A 24,164-nucleotide genomic window follows, 5' to 3' on the forward strand; every position below is an offset into this window, starting at 1 on the left:
TCTATGAATAATATAATGCTCGGAAATGTCATGCCCTGGTTTATTGATCCAAGCTATCTTCTGGAGTGGCTTGAATGGGCAATGATTACCGTATTGATTCTGATGGTTACTGGGGTTATCTATGCGGGTCTGCACTTCCTTCTTTCAAATCAAACCTATTTTCGTTTTGTGAAAAGCAAGCAGGAGGGGTCTGAATTGGCTGCTGGCCATGAAGATCGACTGGCTTTATCCCTTCCTTCTAATGGTAATATTCAGGAGGATGAATAGGATGAAACTTAAGGGTGCAAGAATTATTATAACCGGTGCTGGTGGCGGGATCGGTTCTGAAGTAGTTCAGAAGTTGGCTGCACAAGGTGCCAGGTTGGCACTGTTGGGAAGAGACGAATCAGCATTGCAGCAAGTTGTAGACAAGGTTGAGGGGGCATCCTCAAAATTACTATTGTTTCCGGTTGACCTGCTTGATGCTCAGGCGCGTTCGAATGCAATCGACCAGTCAATAAAGGAGTTGGGTGGTGTTGATATATTAATTAACAATGCTGGCCTGCTCAGCTTTAGGCCTTTTGCTGAAGAAGATCCGGAGATGATTAACCGTATCATTCAACTTAATACCCTGGTACCAATGCAGTTGGCCCGGCAGGTTGTAAACAGAATGATGGATCAGGGCAGTGGGCAGATAGTCAATGTAGGTTCAACCTTCGGGTCTATCGCCTTTGCCTGGTTTGCTTCATACTCAACCAGTAAGTTTGGCTTGCGCGGGTTTTCAGAGGCACTACGACGTGAGTTGGAAGGTACAGGCGTTGGCGTTACCTATGTCGCTCCCCGGGGTGTTAAAACCAAACTTAACTCTTCAGCAATTTATCGCATGGCTGATGCAGTGAAGATGAATATGGATGAACCAGAGTGGGTCGCCGCAAAGATTGTGGATGCGATCGTTAAAGACAGCAAAGATGTCTATCTGGGTTTTCCCGAGTCCTTGTTTGTCCGTATCAATGCATTGTTGCCGAGAGTGGTGGATGGCGCGTTGAAAAAACAGAATCATAAAATGATGGCTTTTACGAAAGAAGGTGTGTCATGAAAAAGTTGTTCTTACTCATACTATTTGCCCTGGGTGCCCTGAATGCTGCAGCCGAAATGTCACCCGAAGTATTAGCTATAAGCGAAAGCTGGGCGGAAATTAAATATCAGATGCCGGCGGATCAGCGGGTCGAAGCACTGGAAATGCTCAGTGAAAAGGCGGAAACCCTGGTTAAGGATAATCCTGGTGCAGCAGAGCCTATTGTATGGCAAGCAATCATCGTTTCGACACTGGCCGGAGAAAAAGGCGGTTTAGGTGCACTGTCACTGGTTAAGGAGGCAAAGAAACTGCTTGAGCGGGCAGAAGCCTTCGATCCTGATGTGCTGGATGGTTCTGTTTATACCTCACTTGGCAGTCTCTACTATCAGGTGCCCGGATGGCCGATCGGCTTCGGCAGTGATGAGAAGGCAAAAAGTTATCTGAAGAAGGCATTGGCTGTTAATCCAAATGGCATTGATCCGAACTATTTTTATGGTGACTTTCTACTGCAGGAAGGGGAGTACAACGAAGCTGCAGAAGTATTAAAGCGCGCATTGGCAGCACCTGCCCGTGAAAGCAGACCCATTGCAGATGCCGGTCGCCGTGCAGAGATTGAAGAGGCATTGAAGAAGGTTAAATTAGCGATGCAATAGTAAGACTATTTGCTGGTAATTATCTCTCAAATAATAGGGTGCGGCAGGGCCATGCCCCACTAAAAGACATGATGAATCGTAGGGTGCGGCCCTGCCGCACCATCTGGGTGAGCATTCACTAAAAACCCCAGATAGTTTGTTCATTACCAGCGTCTCTACACCGACTTGTTAGGTGGTTTTGGTTTTTAGTTGGACATGGTGCGGCAGGGCCTCACCCTACAGATCAATTTAATTCGGGAGTCAGCACGAGCCCCCCTGCGAGTCACTTTCCTCGTTGAATGCTGCTGCCCGTAGCCTGGATGAAGTGCAACGGAATCCGGGAGAACACTGCACCAATCTTCCTGGATTCCGTTTCACTTCATCCAGGCTACCTTGCTCGCCCGTGTTAAAACGGCGTGCCAAGAGGTGCATTGTTCAATGTTGGTTTTTTTTCGTAGGGTGCGGCCCTGCCGCACCATGTCCAACTGAAACGAAAACCAACAGACGAGCCGGTTAACAGAGAGCTTGTTTCTACTGACGTTGATAGTAGCCAGGGAGATATCCGTGATTTCTGAAGAATCCACACGCTTGTGGTGCGGCAGGGCCGCCCCCTACAGATCGATTTTTCTCAATCTTCAACCATTCAGGGTTAGCGGACCATCTCAGTCGGCTTCTCAATCTCATAAAGTGCCTCGTCTATGTTCTCCAACCGGCTCTCCAGCACGGCTCGGGCATCATGCAAACCGCGGTTGTAGTAGTAGGGGCCAATCTTTTCGGAAAAGAAATCCAAGAGAAATTCCGCATCGAACTGTCCGATCTCCTGATCCATCTCCTTGCTGAAGTAGCGCTTGATCTTATGTACGATAAGTTCCTTTTCGTCCTTTGAAAATTCAATCATCGGCATGGCTTATTTCTTCTCCTTGAGCATCTCCGCAAGATCGGCGAATGGGTTATGGGTGGTGGTGTTTGTCTGCTTGCTGTCTGCGGCATCACCGTAGGCTGAATCTTTGTAGCGGGAGTGCTCGTTGTCGTGACAGTAGATGCACAGTAACTCCCAGTTGCTGCCATCCGCTGGATTGTTGTCGTGATTGTGGTCGCGATGGTGCACGGTCAGTTCACGGAGATTTTCGCGGCTGAACTCCCGCGCGCAGCGTCCACAAACCCAGGGGTACATTTTCAATGCTCGCTCTCGGTACCCCTTTTCTCGCTGCTCCCGGTTGCGGTGAGCCTCAGCAACGATGCGATCGAGTTTGTCTGAAGAGCTTTCCGATGTCATGGTGATGGCCCCTAACATTCTGATATTAAAAGGACAGGCCGAAGATGGCCTATTTAATTGCCAGGTTAATAGTAAAGCCTAAACCATATTAAGTTTCGTCTAAAGGCCTGCATTTGACTGAGTGGGGATCTCAATCCCTCTGTTACCGTTTGCCAGTCATGGTGCGGCAGGGCTGCACCCTACGGGTAGCCCTTTCTCTTGATTGTATTTATTGATAGGAGAAATCAATAAATACAATCATAATTAACGAATATACCAATTAAAAGGGTTGGCGTAGAGTTCCCTCCAAGTTTACAGACTCTTTAAAAACTTAGGAGATAATAATGTTAACCAATCGTGAAAATCAGACCGTACCTAATGTCACCTTCCGTACCCGCCGAGAGCATGAGTGGGTTGATGTCACCAGTGACGAGATATTTAAAGGTAAGACCGTAGTGGTGTTTGCACTGCCTGGTGCATTTACGCCAACCTGCTCATCTACCCATGTACCTCGCTATAACCAACTAACCCCGGTCTTAAAGAGTCAGGGTGTTGATGAGGTGATCTGTATCGCTGTAAATGATGCCTTTGTAATGAATGAGTGGCAACTGGAACAGAAGGCCGACCGGATTACATTCCTGCCTGACGGCAATGGAGACTTTACCCGTGGTATGGAGATGTTGGTTTCAAAAGAGGATCTCGGTTTTGGTGATCGCTCCTGGCGTTACTCCATGCTGGTGAAGGATGGGGTTATCGAAAAGATGTTCATCGAGCCAGATGTTCCAGGAGACCCTTTTGAAGTCTCTGATGCCGATACTATGCTGGCCTATATTGCGCCTCAGCAGCCTAAGCCTCTGGATGTTACCGTTTTTACCCGCGAAGGCTGTCCTTTCTGTGTGCGCGCTAAAGGGATGTTGAGAGATGCCGGCATTGAGTTTGAAGAGTTGGTGTTGAACAGGGACTACAGCGAGAGCAGTCTACGTGCTGTTGCCGGGGTTTCAATGGTGCCTCAGATCTTTATCAATGGTGAGCGCGTTGGTGGCGCAGACAATCTTGAGCAGTATCTTTCTGAGCAGAGCAGAAGTGCGGCTTAAGTCATTCAATAGACCCTCTCCTGCCTGGAGAGGGTAATTCTATCCAAGACAAGTCGCGACAGCTGAAATCAGGGTAGTTCGACGCGGTAGTATAATTAGGAATCATCATGAACAGACATTTCGATTTGATCTCAATTGGGGGTGGTAGTGGTGGCTTGGCGGTAGCCGAAAGGGCTGCTCAGCTTGGGCGCAGAGTTGCTGTAGTGGAACCCTCAAAGATGGGAGGTACCTGTGTGAATAGTGGCTGTGTACCGAAAAAGGTTATGTGGTATGCGGCTCAGCTGGCTCATGCTGTTGATGATGCGAGCGGGTTCGGCGTGCCCGCCTCTCGTGGTAAAACCGATTGGGCCAGCTTGGTTGATGGTCGTAACGCCTACATCGAAAATATCAACCGTTACTGGGATGGTTACGTTGATCAACTTGGTGTTACCCACATTGATGGATATGCCAGATTCGTTGGTCCTGGTGAAGTTGAAGTGAACGGTGAGATATATGCAGCAGATCATATTGTGGTTGCAACGGGCGGTGAACCAATTGTACCTCGCGTAACGGGTGCTGAATTGGGGATTACCTCAGATGGTTTTTTCGCCCTAAGTGAGCAGCCGGAAAAAGTGGCCGTGATAGGCGGTGGATATATCGGTGTAGAGCTGGCAGGTATGTTGTCTGCATTGGGGTCTGAAGTAACGATAGTTGCATTGGAGGAGCGGTTGCTTGAGGTTTTTGATCCAATGGTCAGCAGAGTGTTGATGGGTGAGATGGAGAAGCAGGGTGTTATACAAAAGCTCTCGTTTCAGGTTAATGGGTTGGAAAAAACCGATGCAGGCATTGCCCTGAATGGAAGTGAAGGTGAACGTGTTGAAGGATTCGATACAGTGATCTGGGCGGTAGGTCGTTCACCTAACACCTCATCACTGGGCCTGGAGATGGCGGGCATTGAAAAACAGGGCAACGGTATCATACCGACCGACGAGTATCAGAACACAAACGTACCAGGCATCTATGCCATAGGCGATATCACAGGTCGTACACCATTGACTCCGGTTGCGATAGCTGCCGGAAGACGCTTGGCTGATCGGTTGTTCAATAATCAAATCAATAGCAGAGTGGATTACGATAACATCCCTAGTGTGGTTTTCTCTCATCCTCCGGTTGCTACGGTAGGCTTGACTGAACCTCAGGCTCGAGAGCAGCACCAGCAGGTTCGCGTTTATCAAACTCAATTCACACCTATGCGACAGGCTCTCTCATCTCATGGTGTGACTACAGCAATGAAGTTGATATGTGTTGGTGAAGAAGAACGAGTGGTTGGTATTCACCTGATTGGTGACAATGTGGATGAGATGCTTCAGGGATTTGCAGTGGCAGTTAAGATGGGAGCCACTAAGGCCGATTTAGATAATACCATTGCCATACATCCAGTCAGTTCTGAAGAGTTGGTGACGATGAAGGTATCCGATCCAGATCCTGCTGATCAGCAAAATATCGATTCGGAAAGGAACGAGCAGATGTGTCAGTAAAAACTCTTTCTAACATCAATGGAGATGGGCTTGATCGCCTATCTCCACCTGAGGTATTTCAAGGATAGAGTCAGTGAGCGGTATATAGGTTCGCCATGTCATAGTAAACAGGCTTTCATCTGGTTCCAAAGTGATGGTATCAATGAAGGCACTCTTTTTAACCTGTTTGCCGCCTTTATAAAAGAAAGTCACAGGCATTTCAATTTCAGGTAAGTTAAAAATGGTCTCGCCTTGAGGTGTCAGGTTTTGCAAAAAAACAGTTTCGCCCCCTTGTGGATAGGGGATCTGTTGATCAACAGGTGCGGCCTGAAAATAGGCTGTATCGAAGTCTGCAGGTGGTAATGGGTATTTGTTATTTACCCACGCCTCGTCGTAGGTTCCTGCCAGTGCCAGCCGGGGAGTCCAGTATCTTCCCACTGGGCCGAATGACATCGGTATATATTGACCGTTTGGTATGGTCACGGGTTGATTCAACTGTTCGGTAGATGGCATTGGTGAACCATCAATGAACGATTTGTTCAACTGCAGATGGTAGCCTCTGCCAACTGGGTTTTTCATGAATGCGCTGTGTTTGTTTATGTTTTTATGATGGTTGTCGATGCCACCGAAAGCCTGGTCGTAGCTGATTGGCATTTTGTCGAAAATGGCAGGATAGCCAGGTCTGATTGCAAATTTGCCCGCTTCCCAATTTCGGCTTCCGGTGACTCTGAACGATTTATTTAAAGTACTCAGTTTGAGATTGACGTCGACGTTGGTTACAGGTATTCCTCCTGGTGCGTAGGCACTGCCTAGCAAGAGAACATCGCAATGTCGTTTGAAAGGGGCATAATCCAGCTCATATAAAGGTGACGAATAGCCAGGTTCACCAGAATAGAGATCAGCAATGACCAAGGGTTTTTGCTTCTCAGTTAACTCAGCGAACTCTCCCTGTTTAGGTATATTAAATGTGCCCTTCGTAATGATTACCAAAAGTTCATGACCATCGTGTACATGGCATAAGGTATAACCGGTTTGAAATTGTGTTGAGCTGATTATTTCCACTGTTCTACCAAGATTACAATATCAATGAAATGGCCTAATAATTTATTGAGAATGGCTTTATCATGATTCGGTGCTAAATCTGTGTTTACTCCACCTTTGATAATCGCAATCGCTGACAATAGGGCAACAAAGCCTCTTCAGTAAGGGATTTGTATAACTCGTCAAACCGATGTAGTTCATCCTGATGGGTATGTTTGCCAGCTATCGCAATAAGCAGAGTATCGCAACTCTGAAAAAGATGGAGTTCGTTTTGCAAGTACTCTGTAGTGGATTTCTCCGGTGGTGACACCCCTTTGCCCATGGGGTGATCGGGGGGGTGATCAATCGAAAAATAGTTTGGTGTTATGGTGCGTAACTCGTGAAGCTGACCACGTTCTGTTTCGAACAGAGCCAGTAAGCTCGGTGGCCAGATTTGGTAACCAAGCTCAGGATTCAGTGCCTCTCCTCTACCAACAAGAAAGGCTAAAAATAATCTGTTGTTGCCGATTACCGGCATCGGTAAACTCATATAGCTGGTGAACTGTAGTGATGGTGAAATCAGATTTCTTGCCGATGCTGTTGTGACCGAAGTGTATTGCTGATCAGACATTAGATAGATACCTCTTCGGTCAATTTAAGAGTTGGCAATTTGACCAATCCAGCGTAAAAACTCGCCGCTGAATAGTTCGTAGTAGGGCATGAGTGGCTTTTCAGCATGTCGCTCGAAATAACCGACATAGGCTTTGGCTGCCTGCTTGATTTCACTGCTGACATTCATACTCCCTCTGATGTATTCCGGGATCAGGATGTCATATAGTGTCCAGATGCGTTCAAATTCAGGAATGATCTCATTTGGATTCTCAAATGAGGGGCGGTTGTGTATCCATGGAGGCGGTTGCAGATTCGGAACCTCCATTTCAAACCGCTTAAGTGTAATGAATCGAGCGTTGGACAGGTCATACGTAGCAATATACTGAGGATCTGTTATCGCTGTCCCTGATTCCGGTGTGGTGCGGGTGAAGTAGATCAGGCGCGTTACAATAATTCTGTTACCTTCTGCCTTTATCATTGGCAGAGTGATACCGCGTTCTAGTGGCATCATGTTCGCGTGCTGACCTATCTGCTGCACCGCGTCTTTCATGGACATGGCGAATACCCCTGTCGTGTTAACGCAAATCAAAAAAAGTATATTGATATGCCAAAATAGTTTTCTACTCATGATTGTTCAAAATATCGGATTATTGGTGACAGATGCGCCACTCATAGCAAAGCCATTTGCAACCGCATTATTTGCACCAGTTGTCAGAAAATTTTGAAATTGGGCTGCTGTAGCCCTCTGGTTACAGACTCCAATGCCTGTATCGTTGTAGATAACGTGTGTGATGTTGCCATCATCGTCATATTCATAACCGGTGACCAACACGGCATGAGCACCTGTTTGAGTTCCCCAGCCTGGCAGACCGGCAACATCACCATTGGCAATAACGCCTCTACCCTGGGATAGCGCTGTTTCAAATTGCCCTAGCTGGAGGCCGCTTGAGGTAGGGGCAATTCTGCTTGATGGAACACCATTATTACCGAGTATTGAAACTTGCTGCCCTGATGTAGTGCCACCACTGTAAAAAGCCTGATTTTGTGCTGTTACCGGTCCACCACTTCCTGCGCTGCCAATGGCGGGTTGGGAGGCGTTACTATTTGCGATGGCAGTGTTTAGCATCGCTTCCTGTCCGGGATTTGCACCAGTGGCCAGTTGTACAATCTGTCTGGAAGACTCGACGCCGCAGTTGTTATAGCTCTGTCCGGCAGAGTTTGGGCTGATTGGATTTCCGCTGGCAGTGGTGGAGCCCGGAGGAGGATTTCTCCCTGCCGCCATATTTTGACAGGCCTGATTGCCAAGTCTTGGATTACCGGTAACGCCTGACAGGCCGATCAGTACTGTCGGACAGCATGGTGGCATGATGATCGATCCAGGATGGGTGCCTGAGTCACTCATCCTGGCGGCGGGCATATTCATGATCGGCACGGGAAATGCGCCGCGAACAATTGGATTTGGAACAGGAACCGGGGTGATACAGAGGCTATAGTCGCCCATCCTTGCGGCAGGTTGTCCCCCAATTAATACCGTGGGCGCACCTGGTGGAATAATGGGAAGGCCGGGGGGGGGCGCATGGGGCGGTGGCGGTACTGCCGGTAGGATCTGAGGCAGAATGCAGAGAATCGTATCACCGACGCGGGCTGCAGGTTTACCGCTCATTGCTTATATCCTCTGTTGTTTGGTTATCCATACTAGGGCCTGTTAACACTTGTCAATCTGAGTAGTCAGTTATCTTATTCAGGTGTTGATTTTGACCATGGTGCCTTTGATGGTGATGATGCCACCTGCATCAATATGTACTTTGCCTGCGGCTGTTTTAAAGGTCACGTCAGTTCCTGATACCTCGATCTTTCCACTCGAATCCATGCTGATGGATGAAGCACCTGTTTTTAATTCGATTTTTGAGGCAGCTTCCAATTTATACTCAGCATTCGTATCGATAGTGTAGTTACCATTGATCTGGGATTTTTTCTCACCGTCTACCTCCTCTGACAGGTCGCCACCAACACTGTTGCCGCTATCACCGCCTACTATGGACTTCTTATCACCTGCTACGGTTTCAAGTTTGACGCCACCGACCTCCTCAGCTTTTGCGCCTGCCACGGTCTCATTCATTGCACCACCAACTGAGACCTGATAGAGGCCGCCAATGGTCAGTTCTTTGGCGGCGCCCACGGTCTCCGAACGGTTGATGCCAACCACTGTGGATTTATTGGAACCGACAGTCTCTTTCTTGTCCACACTAACCACCTGGCTCATGTTAAGACCGATGGTTTCGTTGTGATTCTTTGCGATAGTGATAGTTTTATCGTTATTAACCTGTTCACTCTTGTCGTGACCGACTGTCAGGGATCGGTTATAACCAACCCGCTCGCTACGACTGCTTTCTGTTACATTGGTATGGTTCTTTTCTGCATGTATGTAGAGCTCCTCAGAGCCTTTTTTATCTTCAAAGCGGATCTCATTGAAGTTATTGCTGTTGCCTCCCTTCGTGCTGCGGCTCTTGATGCCGCTTTGGGTTTTGTTGGCAGGTAACTCATAGGGTGGCATCTGGTCAGCGTTATAGACCCGGCCAGTGACGATTGGACGGTCGGGATCTCCCTCGAGGAAATCGACGATAACCTCCTGGCCAATACGGGGGATATGCATTGCGCCCCAGTTTTTGCCGGCCCAGACCTGTGCCACACGAACCCAGCAGGAGCTGTTCTCATCCCTGTTACCATATCGATCCCAGTGAAACTGCAGTTTTACCCGTCCATATTCATCGGTATCGATCTCTTCACCTGCCTGGCCAACCACAACTGCTGTCTGAGGGCCCTGTACAATAGGTTTTGATGTGATACGTGATGTGCGAAAGGTCGTCTTAGGATCCATGCAGGTGAATTCACAGGAATAGAGCGGCCCTTGGGCGATCTCTGGTACTGACTCGAAGGCATCGGACTGCAGTGAATAGTAAGCGCTGGTGACCATATACTCCTTATTCTGGTCACCCCGTGGATGTTCTGTCATGGTGAACAGACCACCGGTGGTTAAGCCCCGAGTATTCGCTTTACCCTCCAATACCTCATGTTTTGCCTGTAACTCCTCTATCCGATGTTTGGCATAGCGTTCGCCCTCTGAAGATGCTACATATTCCCCTGGATAGTCGAAGACCTCATAGTCAGAGTAAGGGTGCCCTCTTGGTATCAACGCATTCGATGAGACGTCTGACTTAGGTTTCTTGAAATCGTAGTCGGTATGGGCAAAGTTTCCGGGACGTATGGATCGGCGAAATGTCCAGCTGTGGATATAATCCTGCCAGCGGCTTGCCCCAGTTTCTGTGGGGGGAACATAGGGTATTTCAGCATAGGCTTCCAGTGTGTTATGAGAGGCATAATCATCACATAAGACAAGTATGTGCTTGCCTGCGGTATGCTTAAAGAAGTAGTAGATTCCCTCCTGCTCCAACAGCCTGCTGACAAAATTAAAGTCAGTTTCCCGGTACTGTACGCAATATTCCCACTCTCTGTAGCTTCCACTCAGGCGCTCTTCAAAGTCGGTGAAGCCATTGTCTCTGAAGACATCTTTGATGATGTCAGGTACCTTCTTGTTCTGAAATATACGACAGTCAGAGGTCTGGGTCATAAGCCAGAACCAGGGGCGAAGCGTAACCCGGTAGTGGGCAAAAAAGGCGAGGTGACCCACCTGTGCGAAGTCACTTACGTAACCATCGAAATAACGTTTAGTGGTGTTCACCATGTCCATTTCGACAGTCATTTTTTTGCCTAGCAAGTCATAGTGAGAGATAGCCTCGTTGTCACTTAGCAGGTCAATTGTGAATTCAAATAAACGGCCCAGTTCTTCGCTGCCCTCCATGCTCAAAATCAGGAGTTCATCAGGACCTAGTGGGGTTTTGATTTTTAGTTGTCTATTGCTTTGTGTGAATGACATCCCAGGTTCCTTTTTGATGAAATTATTATATTTGCCGTCTCTTCACTATTTGAGTTTTTTTTGATTAAACAGCGTGGTGTACATCTGTATATGTAGCAGAATAACGTCGCTATATGTAGTTCTGTAGGTACTTTTACACAATCCTTGTGTGCTGATTTCACCCAAAGCTCAATTTTTGGGCATTTCTGAGCATGGCAGTGGTAGATATCTTGCTGTCAAATAGAGCCATCTGAGTGATGTTTGTCCGATTGTCTGGAGGCTGTTTCGTGTGCTTTTCATTCCCTCCTCTGCTCTGTAATGCTTTTTTATGTCCCAGACCACAAAACGACATGCGAAATCATGTATGACTGCATCCAGGGAGTGTGCTATTCAGCTAAAAAGCCATCAAGAAGAATAGATAGAGGATAGTAGCGATTGATATGCTGGCAGCATTACTAGCCAAGCTGATTTGATGAGGACTATTTTTTATATAAGAGACCGCTGCTGTCTCATTAACTTTCAACCTTCTCAGAACAACTCTGAAAGCTCCTCTCCCTTTACGGGAGAGGGGTTGGGGAGAGGGTGTACGCGAAGCGTTTCATCTGGTTGAAAGATAAAACCGCATTGATCGTTCATATTTATCTTGCTGATTGTTAGGGGAAGTAGGGTGTTCATTCTCCCCCTCTCCCGCGTGGGGAGAGGGGAGTTTCTCTCCCCATAAAGATCTTTGGAAGATCTTTATTTTTTAATGAGTCCCACAACAAACAGTAAGATTGCTGCACCTGCAACAGCAGTAATCAACGATCCGATTAATCCGTTGATAGAGAGTCCAAGGAGACCAAACACCCAGCCGCCAATAAATGCGCCAATAACACCAACTACAATATTGCCAAGCAGGCCGAAACCACCACCCTTCATCAGGGTGCCAGCCAACCAACCAGCTACAGCACCGATCGCTATAAATATTAGTAATGAAGTTAAATCCATGATGGTCTCCTGAATTGAATATTGAGTGTATGGAAAATCAGTTACTTATGAAATAGATCTGGCTAGTGTAATGATTTGTCTTTCATGAAGGTCAATTGCGTAGAGTTTACCAAGCAAACTGAATAACTACAGATGGCAATTGCTAACTATTGTGAATATTCAATATTTACAGCTTCAGCAATTAGTAGAGGTGGATGGATTCGGGATTGGTGTCCATCTCAACAGCAATGGATTAGAGAGCGGAGACGTCACCCTCAGTGACTCTTATATGCATGATAATGGGGGTATGGGTTGGCTGGGGGGTACCAATCGTACCTTAGTCGAGCGCAACCGCTTTCATAATAATGGCTGGCTCAATGCCAGCATGTTTCTACACAATGTCTATCTGAGTCAAATGAGGCGTGACAGTATTGTTTGCGGCAACTGGCTCAGTGATTCTGCTGTGGATACCAATGGGCACTGTGTTGGTGCCGGACTGATTGCCCATGACGACAATAGCACCAAGCTGCTGATCGAAAACAACCTGATCGAAGAGAGCAACCCGTCTGCAGGTTGCTGGGGGCTTACGAAACACCTTGAGTTGCTTCCATTGCTCAACTGCTGAGTAACTTTTTGAGAAATTTCCCGGTGTAGGATTTGCGCACTTTTGACAGTTGTTCAGGCGTGCCTTGAGCAATAATTTCTCCGCCCTTATCGCCCCCTTCAGGTCCAAGATCGATAACCCAGTCGGCAGTTTTGATGACATCCAGATTATGTTCGATGACTACCACTGTGTTGCCATGATTTCGCAGTCTGTGTAGCACTTCCAGCAGATGGCTCACGTCATGAAAGTGGAGTCCGGTGGTGGGTTCATCAAGAATATATAGGGTGTTGCCTGTGTCCCTCTTGGACAACTCGCGAGAGAGTTTGACCCGTTGTGCTTCGCCTCCTGAAAGGGTAGTGGCATTCTGCCCCAGGGAGATATAGGAGAGGCCGACATCCATCAAGGTCTGAAGTTTTCGTTTGATGGCGGGTACCGCATCGAAAAAGGGTAATGCCTCTTCAACGGTCATGCTCAGAACTTCGTCTATGGTTTTGCCTTTATAGTGAATCTCGAGGGTCTCACGGTTATAGCGTTTACCCTTGCAGACATCGCACTGGACATAGATATCCGGCAGAAAATGCATCTCCACCTTGATCACACCATCGCCACTGCAGGATTCACATCGTCCCCCTTTGACATTGAAGCTGAAACGTCCAGGTGTATAGCCTCTGGAGCGTGCTTCATGAGTGCCGGAAAAGAGTTCTCTTATCGGGGTAAAGAGGCCAGTGTAGGTCGCTGGGTTGGATCTTGGTGTTCGGCCGATCGGGCTCTGATCGATATCCACGACCTTGTCATAATGTTCCAGCCCTGCAACTTCATTGTAGGGGGCAGGGGTGGTGTTGGCTTTATTCAGTGTTGCGGCGCAAATCGGATAGAGAGTGTCGTTGATCAGGGTCGATTTTCCAGAGCCGGAAACCCCGGTGATACAGCAAAAACTCCCAACCGGGATCACCAGATCCACAGATTTAAGATTGTTGCCAGTAGCGCCTAACAGTTCAAGTGTGCGTTGGTCGCTCTCAGTGGTTCGTTCAGGGGTCTCTATACAACGTTTGCCACTCAGGTACTCACCAGTAAGTGAACCCTTACTTTTTGAGATCTGTTCAGCCGTACCCTGGGCGATGATTTTTCCGCCGTGTACCCCTGCACCTGGGCCAATATCCACCACATGATCGGCACTACGAATGGCCTCTTCGTCATGTTCCACAACAATCACTGTGTTGCCCAGATCCCTAAGGTAGATCAGGGTGTCCAGCAGGCGTTGATTATCCCTTTGGTGCAGACCTATGGAGGGTTCATCGAGCACATACATGACACCGACCAGCCCTGCACCGATCTGGCTGGCGAGGCGAATCCTCTGGGCTTCACCACCGGAAAGGGTTTCAGCGCTGCGATCCAGGGTCAGGTAGTCGAGTCCCACATTGACCAGAAAATGGAGTCGTTGGTCGATCTCTTTCAGAATTTTAGCGGCGATCTTGCCACGTTTGCCTTGTAATTTAAGGGCCTTAAAGCTCTTCTTTACCTGCCCTATGGGCATCTTCGTGAGTTCCGGCAAAGTATGTGTATTGATAAATACGTGGCGTGCCGCCTGGTTGAGCCGGGTGCCCTTACAATCGGGACAGGATTGGCTGGATATGTAGCGTGACAGCTCTTCCCGTACAGCATTGGAATCTGTCTCCCGATAGCGGCGCTGCATATTCGGAATGATGCCTTCGAAAGGATGGCTCTTCTTGACTGAGCGGCCCCTTTCGTTGTGGTAGCTGAATTCGATTGATTCACTGCCGCTGCCTTGCAGGATGATTTTTTGCACCCGCTTGGTGAGTTTGTTCCAAGGGGTTTCCGGATCGAACTTCAGATGTCGACCCAATGATTTAATCATCTGGAAATAGTAGGCATTCCGTCGATCCCAGCTTCTTACCGAGCCTCCCGCCAGAGAGAGTTCAGGGTGAGCAACCACCTTTTCAGGATCGAAGAATTGTTCAATACCCAGGCCATCGCAGGTTGAACAGGCGCCGACTGGGTTATTGAAAGAGAATAGCCTCGGCTCCAATTCAGAAAGGCTATAGCCACAGTGAGGGCAGGCGAAACGTGAGGAGAAGACCAATTCAGATTGACTGCCATCCATCCAGGCTACCCGTACCAGTCCATCTGCCAGATTGAGGGCAGTCTCAAAGGACTCTGCCAGACGGGTTGATAGATCCTCACGGACCTTGAAGCGATCCACCACCACTTCAATAGTGTGTTTTTTGTGCAGTTCCAGGGTAGGAGCATCATCGAGTTCATACACCTCGCCATCGATTCTGGCGCGGATAAATCCCTGAGCATGCAGCTCCTGCAGTAGTTTGTGGTGCTCGCCCTTGCGCTCCTGTATGACCGGGGCCAGCAACATCATCCGCTCTCCTTCCGGTAGTGCCATTACCTGGTCGACCATCTGGCTGATGCTTTGCGCTTCCAGGGTAGTGTCATGCTCAGGGCAGCGTGGGTTACCAACCCTGGCGAACAGCAGACGCAGATAGTCGTAAATCTCAGTTATTGTCCCGACTGTGGAGCGGGGGTTGTGAGACGTGGTCTTCTGTTCGATGGAGATGGCCGGGGAGAGTCCTTCAATGTGGTCCACATCCGGTTTCTCCATCAAAGAGAGAAACTGTCTGGCATAAGCAGAGAGTGATTCAACATAACGTCGTTGACCCTCTGCGTAGATGGTGTCAAAGGCCAGTGAAGACTTGCCGGAACCGGAAAGACCGGTGAACACAATCAATTTATCACGCGGTAGATCCAGGTCGATATTTTGCAGGTTGTGGGTGCGGGCGCCGCGTATGCTGATGGTGTCCATAATCTTATTGTGGTTGAACTGCTTTGAGATGAGCCAACCCAATACTATACGCGATCTTTCGAATAACTGATAAAACGCCTGAGAGATTGGAAAGACAACCAAGATGGAGGCTGGCTTTACGTGTGAAATGTAGGGTGCTATCTGCCGCACACTGCCCAACTGAGACGAAAACCACCTGATGAGCAGATTAACAGCCAGCTTACATCAACTTACACTGGTGATTACGAGAAGAACAACCGGGATTTCTTAGGAATTCACGCCCTTGTGGTGCGGCAGGACCGTACCCTTTGGCTCTACTGGCCCCGTCATTCCCGAGGGTACCGGAATAACGGGGGCTGGTTAAATGCCTCACACTCAAACATAGAACATGTGGATGAGGGAAATTTGAATGCCACGACTTGAGGTGTTAACCGGCCATCATGTGGTATCAATGCGAATTGGTTGTTTTATTAGTGACGCGGATGGTTCCAGCGTCCAGTTCGTGTCCCGAAATATCTTCTATCGTGCCATTGCCAGCATATGTAATCAGGACTATTTCGCCTGGATTGATCCTGTTGGATAAGGTGATCCAGAGCCTGGCAGATTCTGTTGGATGTCTGACTAAGTTAATGATTGATGCAGCTTGGCCATCAATAGCTACAGAGAAGCCTGTGCTGGTGACATGTTTTTTGACGGGCTCTGAAATAAATAGAGCAATTCTGTCTGGGTGAGCGCCTTCATACACATAAGACTTCACCATAGATGGGTTTGGGTCTGGGGAAACTGTGCACTTGTTTGTCGCGGCAATTTGGCTGTTCTGTAACTCATTTCCATCGTATATGATTTCAACAATTTCACCCTTATAGATTCTGTCTGACAAAGTTACCCAGATTTTGGTTGGGTCTGCAGGGTCTCTTTGAATATGAGTTATTGTTGCTGGCTGCCCGTCGACCTTAATAGAGAACCCGCTGGAAGAGATGTTGTTTACTCTATTGGAAGCGGTCAAAACAATTCTATTTGCATCCGAGCCTTCATTGACTACTGCGCTGAGGAGATTTGGTATGGCTTCGGGAAGGAAGCTGTAATCATCGTAATCAGCAGACGCGATCAGATTAAAAATTTCCGAATTAGTGGATGACCCTTGCTGTTGACTCTGATTTAAAAATAATAGGTGGCCAATTGAGAGTTGGGAGGCCAATTCAATTAACTCCTGAGCTTTTCCCTGATTGGTTGAGCTTGTGAAATGACTGTTTTTATAGGTATCACCAGTAATCATGGCGTAACGCATGGATTTATCGAATTTCGTAAACTCGGGGTAAACAATATTCTGATAACTGCTAATGCCCATGTATTCATCAATTCGAAGGTCCTGTGCAAACCAACCGTGACTGTTGGAAGTTTGATTTAGACTGCTTAGTTGATCGCCTAAGTATTGTTGATAGTAAGGGGCTAATTTATTTGCGACATTTTCTGATATCCAGTTAATGTTATTGAGGATAGGCACTGCAACGAAGTAACTGCTTAGTTCTATTGACTGCTCAAGCAACGCTTCTGAGTATTGCTGAGGGCCAATGTATCCAATAGCATCTAACTCATCAATATTGTGATAAATACCAGAAAGAGAACTCTCTTGTGTGATTATTGAATATAATGCGGGATGGTCGCCGAGTTTTTTAGTAACACCATCTTCTGTGTAGGAGTAGTTAGCAAGCTGATACCAAAATTCACCCCATAATTCTTTTATTTTTGGATTCCAACGGACAGCGCTATACTTTCGTGCAGGATTGCTATTTGTTTTTGAATTGGCAACAGCAAATCTTAAGTTGTCAGAGACACCATCATTATCTTCATCTTCATCTTTAAGAATAGTTTTATTGCTACCATTGGGCGTGACTACACTGTTTATCCAATCACCTTCTCCTAGATCTTCCGCTAAAAACCTAGGCAAGGCTCCAGGCGCGTAATCATAACCGCCATTTTGCTGAAACACCCAAAGTTTATCAGAAATTGTCAGGGCGATTTTATAACTTCTTTTGCTTCCTCTGTGATGAGTATTATTTAAGATATTTACAAGATTTGAAAAATCATACCGAATGGTATTGGGGTCACTTTTATTACCTATATAGGGGATTTCTCCCCATGTGAGATAGACTCTTATTCCAATCCATGGATCCAGGTTTTGGTTGCGGTTGTTTTGCTGATCCAGCCAGTCCAGTTTATTATTAAGTGTTTGTAGCTTAATTCCGTTTTGGCCTTCAAGATTTAGCCAAACACCGGCAAAGCTCAGGTTGGGTAATAGCAAGCTGAACATGAAAACTATAATTAGGTATTTTGCCTTTAGATAATTCATTACTAATTCCTTTTAGTTCAATCCAATATGGTTTTAGTATTAGATATGCCTCTAATGTCCTGCTCGCTCGTTTCTGGCATTGTCAGTAAAGGGTTTTGAAATTATTTTTACTTCCAGGGCCATATAGAATATTAAAAAAAGCGTGGTAGCGTTATTCAGTCTGTTATACGCGCATTGTTATAAATATATTTTGTTCTTAGAGTGAGTAACTACCACACATTTCATGTCATGGATTACTTGATCAGGCTAAATTGCGCCGTGAAAAATTCTAGAATTTGAGTTGGTGCACACTATTAGCAATATTTTCTCCAGTCTCGGCTGTTCTGTGAGCTGGCTCCCGCTCTTCGAGTTGTGGGATGTTAGGGCGCATCAAAAACTCATCTGAATAGCTTACACGCTGGATTGCTCCCGGTCATGGGCTTAATGTCAACAACCTGAACAACGCGAAAACAAGCAATCACCAGTTATCGGATAAATTTCAATGTAGAGATGCCATTTCTACTTTAAGTCTCCAGGTGAATGCAGGGAAACCTGGTGGTTAGGGGTGATTTCTTGCCCACTGATAGGGCGCAAATGATTACAGATGTTCGTTGATGAGCTAATACGATTTGGAGAGGTTAAAGCATTTAAATTACTTGGTTATTCTGGGTTCCGAATGAAGTCAAGTTGGCAGTTTGTTGTGAATTCAATAATTTAACCTTTGTGGTAATGCCTTAAGCTTCGTCACTATGTCTGGGTTGTTTTTTTCTTACACTGCATAGAATTGTGCGAACCTGATACTATACGCACTCTTTAATATTTAACTGGCAAAGTGACTGATAGATGACGACCAAGCAGGGTGCCTCCACCGGATTGAATGCGACTGAAAAACGAGCCGCTTACTCTCTCTCCGGTCTCTTTTCCCTAAGAATGCTGGGGTTATTTCTTATTCTGCCTGTTTTCTCTCTCTATGCTGAGGGTTTACCGGATGTCACGCCTCAGTTGGTTGGCATAGCCATCGGTATCTATGGTCTGACCCAGGCAGTGTTGCAGATTCCATTTGGCATGCTCTCAGACAGAATCGGGCGTAAGCCGGTATTGGTCGGAGGTCTGTTGATCTTTGCTCTGGGGAGTGTGGTTGCTGCCTCTGCTGATACCATTTATGGCATCATCGTAGGGCGCGCCCTGCAGGGAAGTGGTGCGATTGCGGCCGTGATAATGGCAACAGCCGCTGATCTCAGCCGTGAACAGAGACGTTTGCGCATGATGGCGATCATCGGTATCAGCATCGGATTTGCCTTTGCTGTGGCCCTGATTCTGGGACCTATTTTAAACAGCTGGATCGGCGTTCCTGGGATCTTCTGGCTGACAGCAATATTGGCGCTACTGGGTATAGGTATTGTCATATTTATTGTACCTACCCCCCAGAATAGCCATTTTCACCGGGATGCAGAGGCGGTGCCCGATCAATTTGGCAAGGTTCTCGCTGATCCTGAACTACTGAGGCTTGATGTTGGTATCCTGACATTGCACATGTCTCTGACGGCAATGTTCCTCGCTTATCCTCTGGCACTGCGTGATCTGGGTATGGAGAGCAGCGCTCATTGGCAGGTCTATCTGCCGGTAATGCTGCTTTCGATGGTGATGATGGTACCTTTCGTGATTATTGCGGAGAGTCGACGTCGCATGCGTCCTGTATTTCTCGGGGCGATTGCCGCATTGGGGTTGGCTGCACTACTGCTATATGGATTCAGTCAGCAGTTGTTTGTATTGGTTGTGGGTCTGTTTATTTTCTTTACTGCCTTTAACTTACTGGAAGCGACACTACCCTCCCTGATCGCCAAAGCAGCCCCCGGAGAGCGAAAAGGCACAGCCATGGGGGTCTATTCCAGCTCCCAGTTTCTGGGTGCATTTCTTGGCGGTGTGCTGGGTGGGTGGATTCATACCCACTATGAAAACGAGGGGGTCTTCCTCCTCTGTAGCGGCATGATTCTGCTATGGTTTCTGATCGCTCGTGGCATGCCGGATCCTAACTATCTGAGTAACTACATGCTCCCTGTGGGGCAGCTTGAAGCATCTGAGGTGGGTAAGCTGGCTGAGCAGTTGATGGCCATCGATGGGGTGGACGATGCCGTAATCATCGCTGAAGATGGAGTCGCCTATCTGAAAGTAGATCTGAAAATCGTTGACCAGACGCTGCTGGATGGATATGCCGTACAAGGGTGAGGTACACTATAGGATTATTACAGGCTCCAAGGAAAGGGGCTGAAACTGCTGTGGAGAAAAAATAGATGGCTCGAGGAATCAATAAAGTAATACTCATCGGCAACCTGGGTAAGGACCCTGAGACGCGCTATATGCCTAGCGGTGGGGCGGTCACAAATGTCACCTTGGCAACCTCTGAGAGTTGGAAGGACAAAAATACCGGCGAACAGCAGGAGCGAACAGAGTGGCATAGGGTGGTATTTTTTAATCGCCTGGGAGAGATCGCAGGGGAGTATCTGAAAAAAGGTTCCAAGGTCTATGTCGAAGGGAGTCTACGCACCCGCAAGTGGCAGGGACAAGATGGTCAGGATCGCTACACAACCGAAATTGTCGGCAGTGAAATGCAGATGCTCGACAGCCGTGGTGGGAGTGCTTCATTTGATGCGCCGCAATCTCAGGGCGCGTCCAGGCCACAGTCGGCCCCGGCCCCTTCATCGGTGCCTGACAATGATTTCGATGACGACATACCGTTTTAAACAGGATATTTAATAGTTGGATTTCTATATCTGGCTATCTTCTTGAAAGCCCCTTCTAAAGGGGCTTTTTTTCGTTACGGCATGTAGGGTAGAGCGGGGGGATTCAGGAGACCTAAAGCAGGTCGGCTGCAATGTCGAAGCGGAAGCAGGGTGCTTTGCCTTATCGTCAGGCTTTGGCGTGCGCCAATTCCAGGTAACGATTCAGATCTTCCGATCCCATGGGTTTCGCATAGAGAAATCCCTGCGCGAGGAAGCAGCCTTCATTGATTAAGAATCTGGCCTGGTCTTCGGTCTCCACGCCTTCAGCGATCACCTGCATCTGCAGACTTTCACCCAAGGCGATGATCGCCCGGGTTATAGCCATGTCATCCGGGTCGGAGGGAATATCCCGCACAAAAGATTGGTCGATCTTGAGTTTGGAGATGGGCAGAGCTTTCAGATAAGCGAGTGAAGAGTAACCGGTTCCAAAGTCATCAATGGCCAGTTTGATACCGATATCGCGTAGGCGGTTCAGAACATCTGACATATGCTTCGGATTGTCCATGATGGTGGTTTCTGTAATCTCCAGCTCCAACAGATCAGCATCGATTCTTGTCTCCTCAAGAACATTCAGTATGCGCTCAATAAAGCGCTCACTATTTAACTGACTTGCTGAAAGATTGCAGTTGACCGAAATACGTTCAGGGGTAAAACCCATTTCGCACCAGTTATGAGCCTGCTGGCAGGCCTGGTGTAAAACCCATTCACCTATAGATTGGATCAGCCCTGATTCCTCAGCAAGAGGGATGAATTTGGCAGGTGGTAAAAGGCCCAGTTCTGGATGCTGCCAACGAACCAAAGCCTCTACTCCGACTACCCTACCGGTACGTATATCAATCTGAGGCTGGTAATGCAGAACCAGTTGATCCAGTTTCACAGCTTTGCGTAGGCTGTTCTCCATCATCAATCTCTCAAAGGCCTTATCAGTCATTTCTGAGGTATAGAAGCTATATGCGTTTCTGCCCATCTCCTTGGCCTTGTACATTGCTGAATCTGCATTTCGTATGAGGGTGTTTGGCTCATCGCTGTCTTGGGGATAGATACTGATGCCTATACTGCTTGATAGAAACAGCTCTTTATCCAAAATTTGGAAGCCCTGGGTAAATGCACTCAACAGTTTCTCAGCAATTTTTACAATGTTTTGAGTTTGACCAATTTCGTTAAGAATTACGGTAAATTCATCACCGCCGATTCGGGCGATGGTGTCCTCTTCGCGAATCATACTTTTGAGACGAACGGCCGCCTCTTTCAATATCAGATCACCGGTAGGATGACCGAAGCTGTCATTGATCTGCTTGAATCTGTCCAGATCTATAAACAGTAAGGCAACCATAGTGCCGCTGCGTTTGGCTTTAAAAATGGCTTGTTGCAGACGATCTACAAACAGCAGTCGATTGGGCATGCCGGTCAATGGGTCGTGATGGGCGATGTGATCGAGACGGCTCTGATTTTTCCTCAGTTGATCCGCGACGCTCAGGTAGTCAGTAATGTCTCTGCCCGATTCGATGATGCCGGTAATGTTGCCCTGCTCATCAAACAGGGGATTTGCAAGCAGTTCATAAGTACTCACCTCTTCATCCTGACCTGGATGATTGTGAACCACTTTAACTGTGCTGTGTGTCTTCATCACTTCTTGCAGGGGGCATGGGTGGTCATTTCCCTGACAGGGTTGATCCGTGTGATGTGAGATGGCATAACATTTAGGTTGTTCGGCCTCAATGGCTTCGACAGCTGCTGCAGATTTAGCGGCATGGTTCATGAGTTGGACGTTATAGTTCGTATCGATCATCAGGATTGGGTCACTAACACCATCGATGACCTGTTGCAGCAGGGCATGTTGCTGCTGGATCTCCCGTTGCGCTGATTTTATATCGCTGATGTCTCGCACTACTGCAAATGAAAATACATCGTCTTCGAAAAAGATAGGATTGGCTACGATTTCCACCGGAATAGTGTGACCATCACGATGCTGATGTTTGGTTTCAAATCGCAATGAACCCGCATCCTTAAGTTTCTGGTCTATTTCAGCAAATTGCTCTGGCGTTACTGAAGGGTCGATATCTATCACAGATTTCGTCATCAGCTCTTCACATGAGTAGCCCAGTGCTTCGCAAGCTGCAGTATTGACATATTTGAATTGGCCATCCGCTGTCATCAGGTAGGCAGCTTCGGAGATGTGGTCTAAAGCATATTGAGTCAGAGTGAGTTGACGTTCCGAGGCTTTGCGCGCTGTAATGTCCTGAACCGTTCCTCGTGAAATCATCGGGAGTCCATCGCGGTCAAGCTGGGTTTCGCACAGCTCTTTCACCCATTTTACTCTGCCATCGGCAAACAGCAGACGATGCTCTATCTCGTAAAACTCTTTGTCTTCCAGTGAACTCATGTAAGCATTGCTGACTCGTTCCCGGTCATCTGGATGAACTGTTTCTAGAAATTTTTCGTAAGTTGCATCAAACTGTTTCGGGTCAATCTCGAAGATTCGAAAAGTCTCATCAGACCACTCAAGACTATCCTGCTGCAGATCCAATACCCAGCTGCCCATCTTTCCCATGCGTTGGGCCTCTGCTAAATCCTCTGTCTGTCTGCGCACTGTCTCTTCAAGGTCAGCATTCAATCGTTGCAGTTGATGCTCCGCTTCTCGGCGCATCTCAGTTTCAGAGGTAAGGCGATGGTAGAGCTTCTGCAGACTGCGATAGCGCCAGAGCAGCATCCCCATGGCGACCAACATCACAACTACCGACATTGCTGTGATGGTTCTTAGTATATTCCAGTAGGGAGCAGGTGTGGCGTACCACTGAGAATAGATATTTTCAAACCTGTCGCTTTGGATAACCGAGTTGAGAGCCTGGTTTAAGCGTTTTAGTAGATCAATCTCCCCTTTATCTACAGCAATAGCGCGTTTTATCTCTATCAGCGATGGCTGCAGTTTGCGAATATGATCGTCCAATCCAAGATGTTGGGTATAGCGCCAGACCACTGGATCAGGGTAAGCGAGGGCGTCAATTTGGCCGCTTAACAACTCAATCAGGGCCTCTGATAATTGATTGTATTTCTTTAGATTCAGCTGTTTGTCTTGGAGTAATTTTATTGCCACATTGCCTTTTATCACCCCTACATGATGTCCTGTCAGATCCTGGATTGAATTGAGAGACTCTGTTTCAGCGCGTACAAAAAGTGACACTGAGAAGGTCTCAACTGGGGAGGTAAAGTTGACGTATGTCTGTCGATCAGGGGTTATCCCCATGTTGGGTATCAGCTGAACCTGACCCTCTTTTATGGCCTGATGGACTTCCTGCCACGATTCATAGACCCGGTACTCCACAGTCAAACCGGCCTCTTCGGCGACTGCATTCATAATATCAATTGCAAACCCATAAGGTTTGCCTTGATCATCAATGGCATATTGAGGTGGAAATGAGCTGGGAATTGCAGCAATCAGATGGCTGGAGTGTGTGACTGGGGTAGCACTGTCAGCCAGAGCAACCCACCCTCGAAGATCGATAGATATCGTCAGTAGAAGAATAAGATAAAGAGCTGTTAATGGGTGGCGTCTCTTACTCATCGATCCTGTTGGCATTCAAGGAGCATTTGAATCTACCA

19 protein-coding genes are annotated in these 24,164 nt (G+C 47.5%); 8 read left to right on the forward strand and 11 right to left on the reverse strand.

All coding sequences use genetic code 11. From position 1 onward, the window contains the following. Window positions 1–3: 3 nt before the first annotated feature. From AC4IE7_RS04640 to AC4IE7_RS04650, 3 genes are read left to right on the forward strand one after another with little or no spacing between them, the layout of a single operon-like run. Window positions 4–267, forward strand: a complete 264-nt coding sequence (locus AC4IE7_RS04640) for a hypothetical protein (protein WP_490775642.1) — start codon at window positions 4–6, stop codon at window positions 265–267. A 1-nt stretch (window position 268) separates the two neighbouring features. Next, on the forward strand, window positions 269–1,075 hold the full coding sequence (locus AC4IE7_RS04645; protein ID WP_490775643.1) for an SDR family oxidoreductase: 807 nt from the start codon (window positions 269–271) through the stop codon (window positions 1,073–1,075). Next, entirely contained in the window at window positions 1,072–1,707 is a 636-nt protein-coding gene (locus AC4IE7_RS04650) for a tetratricopeptide repeat protein (protein ID WP_490775644.1), read from the forward strand. Before AC4IE7_RS04645 ends, AC4IE7_RS04650 begins: the two co-directional genes overlap by 4 nt. A 628-nt stretch (window positions 1,708–2,335) precedes the next feature. On the opposite strand, the gene AC4IE7_RS04655 is transcribed toward AC4IE7_RS04650, so the two are convergent. Both AC4IE7_RS04655 and AC4IE7_RS04660 read right to left on the reverse strand, forming a co-directional pair. Continuing rightward, complete coding sequence (locus tag AC4IE7_RS04655) at window positions 2,336–2,590, reverse strand: DUF2164 domain-containing protein (protein WP_490775645.1); 255 nt, start codon at window positions 2,588–2,590, stop codon at window positions 2,336–2,338. A gap of 3 nt (window positions 2,591–2,593) precedes the next feature. Beyond that, window positions 2,594–2,962, reverse strand: a complete 369-nt coding sequence (locus AC4IE7_RS04660) for a YajD family HNH nuclease (RefSeq protein ID WP_490775646.1) — start codon at window positions 2,960–2,962, stop codon at window positions 2,594–2,596. A gap of 320 nt (window positions 2,963–3,282) precedes the next feature. On the opposite strand from AC4IE7_RS04660, the gene AC4IE7_RS04665 reads away from it, so the two are divergent. Further along, window positions 3,283–4,035 carry a glutathione peroxidase gene (locus AC4IE7_RS04665; RefSeq protein WP_490775702.1) on the forward strand — a complete coding sequence of 251 codons (753 nt, stop codon included), beginning with the start codon at window positions 3,283–3,285 and terminating at the stop codon, window positions 4,033–4,035. Window positions 4,036–4,142: 107 nt separating this feature from the next. Then, window positions 4,143–5,552: a glutathione-disulfide reductase gene (gorA, locus tag AC4IE7_RS04670; RefSeq protein WP_490775647.1), complete on the forward strand. Its 1,410-nt coding sequence runs from the start codon at window positions 4,143–4,145 to the stop codon at window positions 5,550–5,552. A 15-nt stretch (window positions 5,553–5,567) separates the two neighbouring features. On the opposite strand, the gene AC4IE7_RS04675 is transcribed toward gorA, so the two are convergent. The 6 genes from AC4IE7_RS04675 to AC4IE7_RS04700 form a co-directional block, all read right to left on the reverse strand. Further along, entirely contained in the window at window positions 5,568–6,593 is a 1,026-nt protein-coding gene (locus AC4IE7_RS04675; RefSeq protein ID WP_490775648.1) for a DUF2169 family type VI secretion system accessory protein, read from the reverse strand. Between the two features lie 85 nt (window positions 6,594–6,678). Continuing rightward, window positions 6,679–7,182: a hypothetical protein gene (locus tag AC4IE7_RS04680; RefSeq protein ID WP_490775649.1), complete on the reverse strand. Its 504-nt coding sequence runs from the start codon at window positions 7,180–7,182 to the stop codon at window positions 6,679–6,681. Window positions 7,183–7,206: 24 nt separating this feature from the next. Then, a complete protein-coding gene (locus AC4IE7_RS04685) occupies window positions 7,207–7,719 on the reverse strand; it encodes a hypothetical protein (protein WP_490775650.1) in 513 nt (170 codons plus the stop codon). Between the two features lie 78 nt (window positions 7,720–7,797). Then, on the reverse strand, window positions 7,798–8,826 hold the full coding sequence (locus tag AC4IE7_RS04690; RefSeq protein WP_490775651.1) for a PAAR domain-containing protein: 1,029 nt from the start codon (window positions 8,824–8,826) through the stop codon (window positions 7,798–7,800). Between the two features lie 78 nt (window positions 8,827–8,904). Then, complete coding sequence (locus AC4IE7_RS04695) at window positions 8,905–11,097, reverse strand: type VI secretion system Vgr family protein (protein WP_490775652.1); 2,193 nt, start codon at window positions 11,095–11,097, stop codon at window positions 8,905–8,907. A gap of 717 nt (window positions 11,098–11,814) precedes the next feature. Then, on the reverse strand, window positions 11,815–12,063 hold the full coding sequence (locus AC4IE7_RS04700) for a GlsB/YeaQ/YmgE family stress response membrane protein (protein ID WP_490775653.1): 249 nt from the start codon (window positions 12,061–12,063) through the stop codon (window positions 11,815–11,817). Window positions 12,064–12,214: 151 nt separating this feature from the next. Between AC4IE7_RS04700 and AC4IE7_RS04705 the strand changes: the two genes are divergently transcribed. Next, entirely contained in the window at window positions 12,215–12,667 is a 453-nt protein-coding gene (locus AC4IE7_RS04705; protein ID WP_490775654.1) for a right-handed parallel beta-helix repeat-containing protein, read from the forward strand. Here the strand turns inward: AC4IE7_RS04705 and uvrA are convergent. Together uvrA and AC4IE7_RS04715 are read right to left on the reverse strand one after the other, a co-directional pair. After that, window positions 12,657–15,476, reverse strand: a complete 2,820-nt coding sequence (uvrA, locus tag AC4IE7_RS04710; protein WP_490775655.1) for an excinuclease ABC subunit UvrA — start codon at window positions 15,474–15,476, stop codon at window positions 12,657–12,659. The genes AC4IE7_RS04705 and uvrA overlap by 11 nt on opposite strands. 427 nt (window positions 15,477–15,903) lie before the next feature. Then, entirely contained in the window at window positions 15,904–17,805 is a 1,902-nt protein-coding gene (locus AC4IE7_RS04715) for a hypothetical protein (protein ID WP_490775656.1), read from the reverse strand. Between the two features lie 822 nt (window positions 17,806–18,627). On the opposite strand from AC4IE7_RS04715, the gene AC4IE7_RS04720 reads away from it, so the two are divergent. Together AC4IE7_RS04720 and ssb are read left to right on the forward strand one after the other, a co-directional pair. Beyond that, window positions 18,628–20,010: an MFS transporter gene (locus tag AC4IE7_RS04720; protein ID WP_490775657.1), complete on the forward strand. Its 1,383-nt coding sequence runs from the start codon at window positions 18,628–18,630 to the stop codon at window positions 20,008–20,010. A gap of 65 nt (window positions 20,011–20,075) precedes the next feature. Then, on the forward strand, window positions 20,076–20,525 hold the full coding sequence (ssb, locus tag AC4IE7_RS04725; RefSeq protein WP_490775658.1) for a single-stranded DNA-binding protein: 450 nt from the start codon (window positions 20,076–20,078) through the stop codon (window positions 20,523–20,525). Between the two features lie 166 nt (window positions 20,526–20,691). On the opposite strand, the gene AC4IE7_RS04730 is transcribed toward ssb, so the two are convergent. Next, window positions 20,692–24,126: an EAL domain-containing protein gene (locus AC4IE7_RS04730; RefSeq protein ID WP_490775659.1), complete on the reverse strand. Its 3,435-nt coding sequence runs from the start codon at window positions 24,124–24,126 to the stop codon at window positions 20,692–20,694. Window positions 24,127–24,164: the final 38 nt, after the last annotated feature.

Source organism: Candidatus Thiodiazotropha sp. AKAK3, from assembly GCF_058244645.1.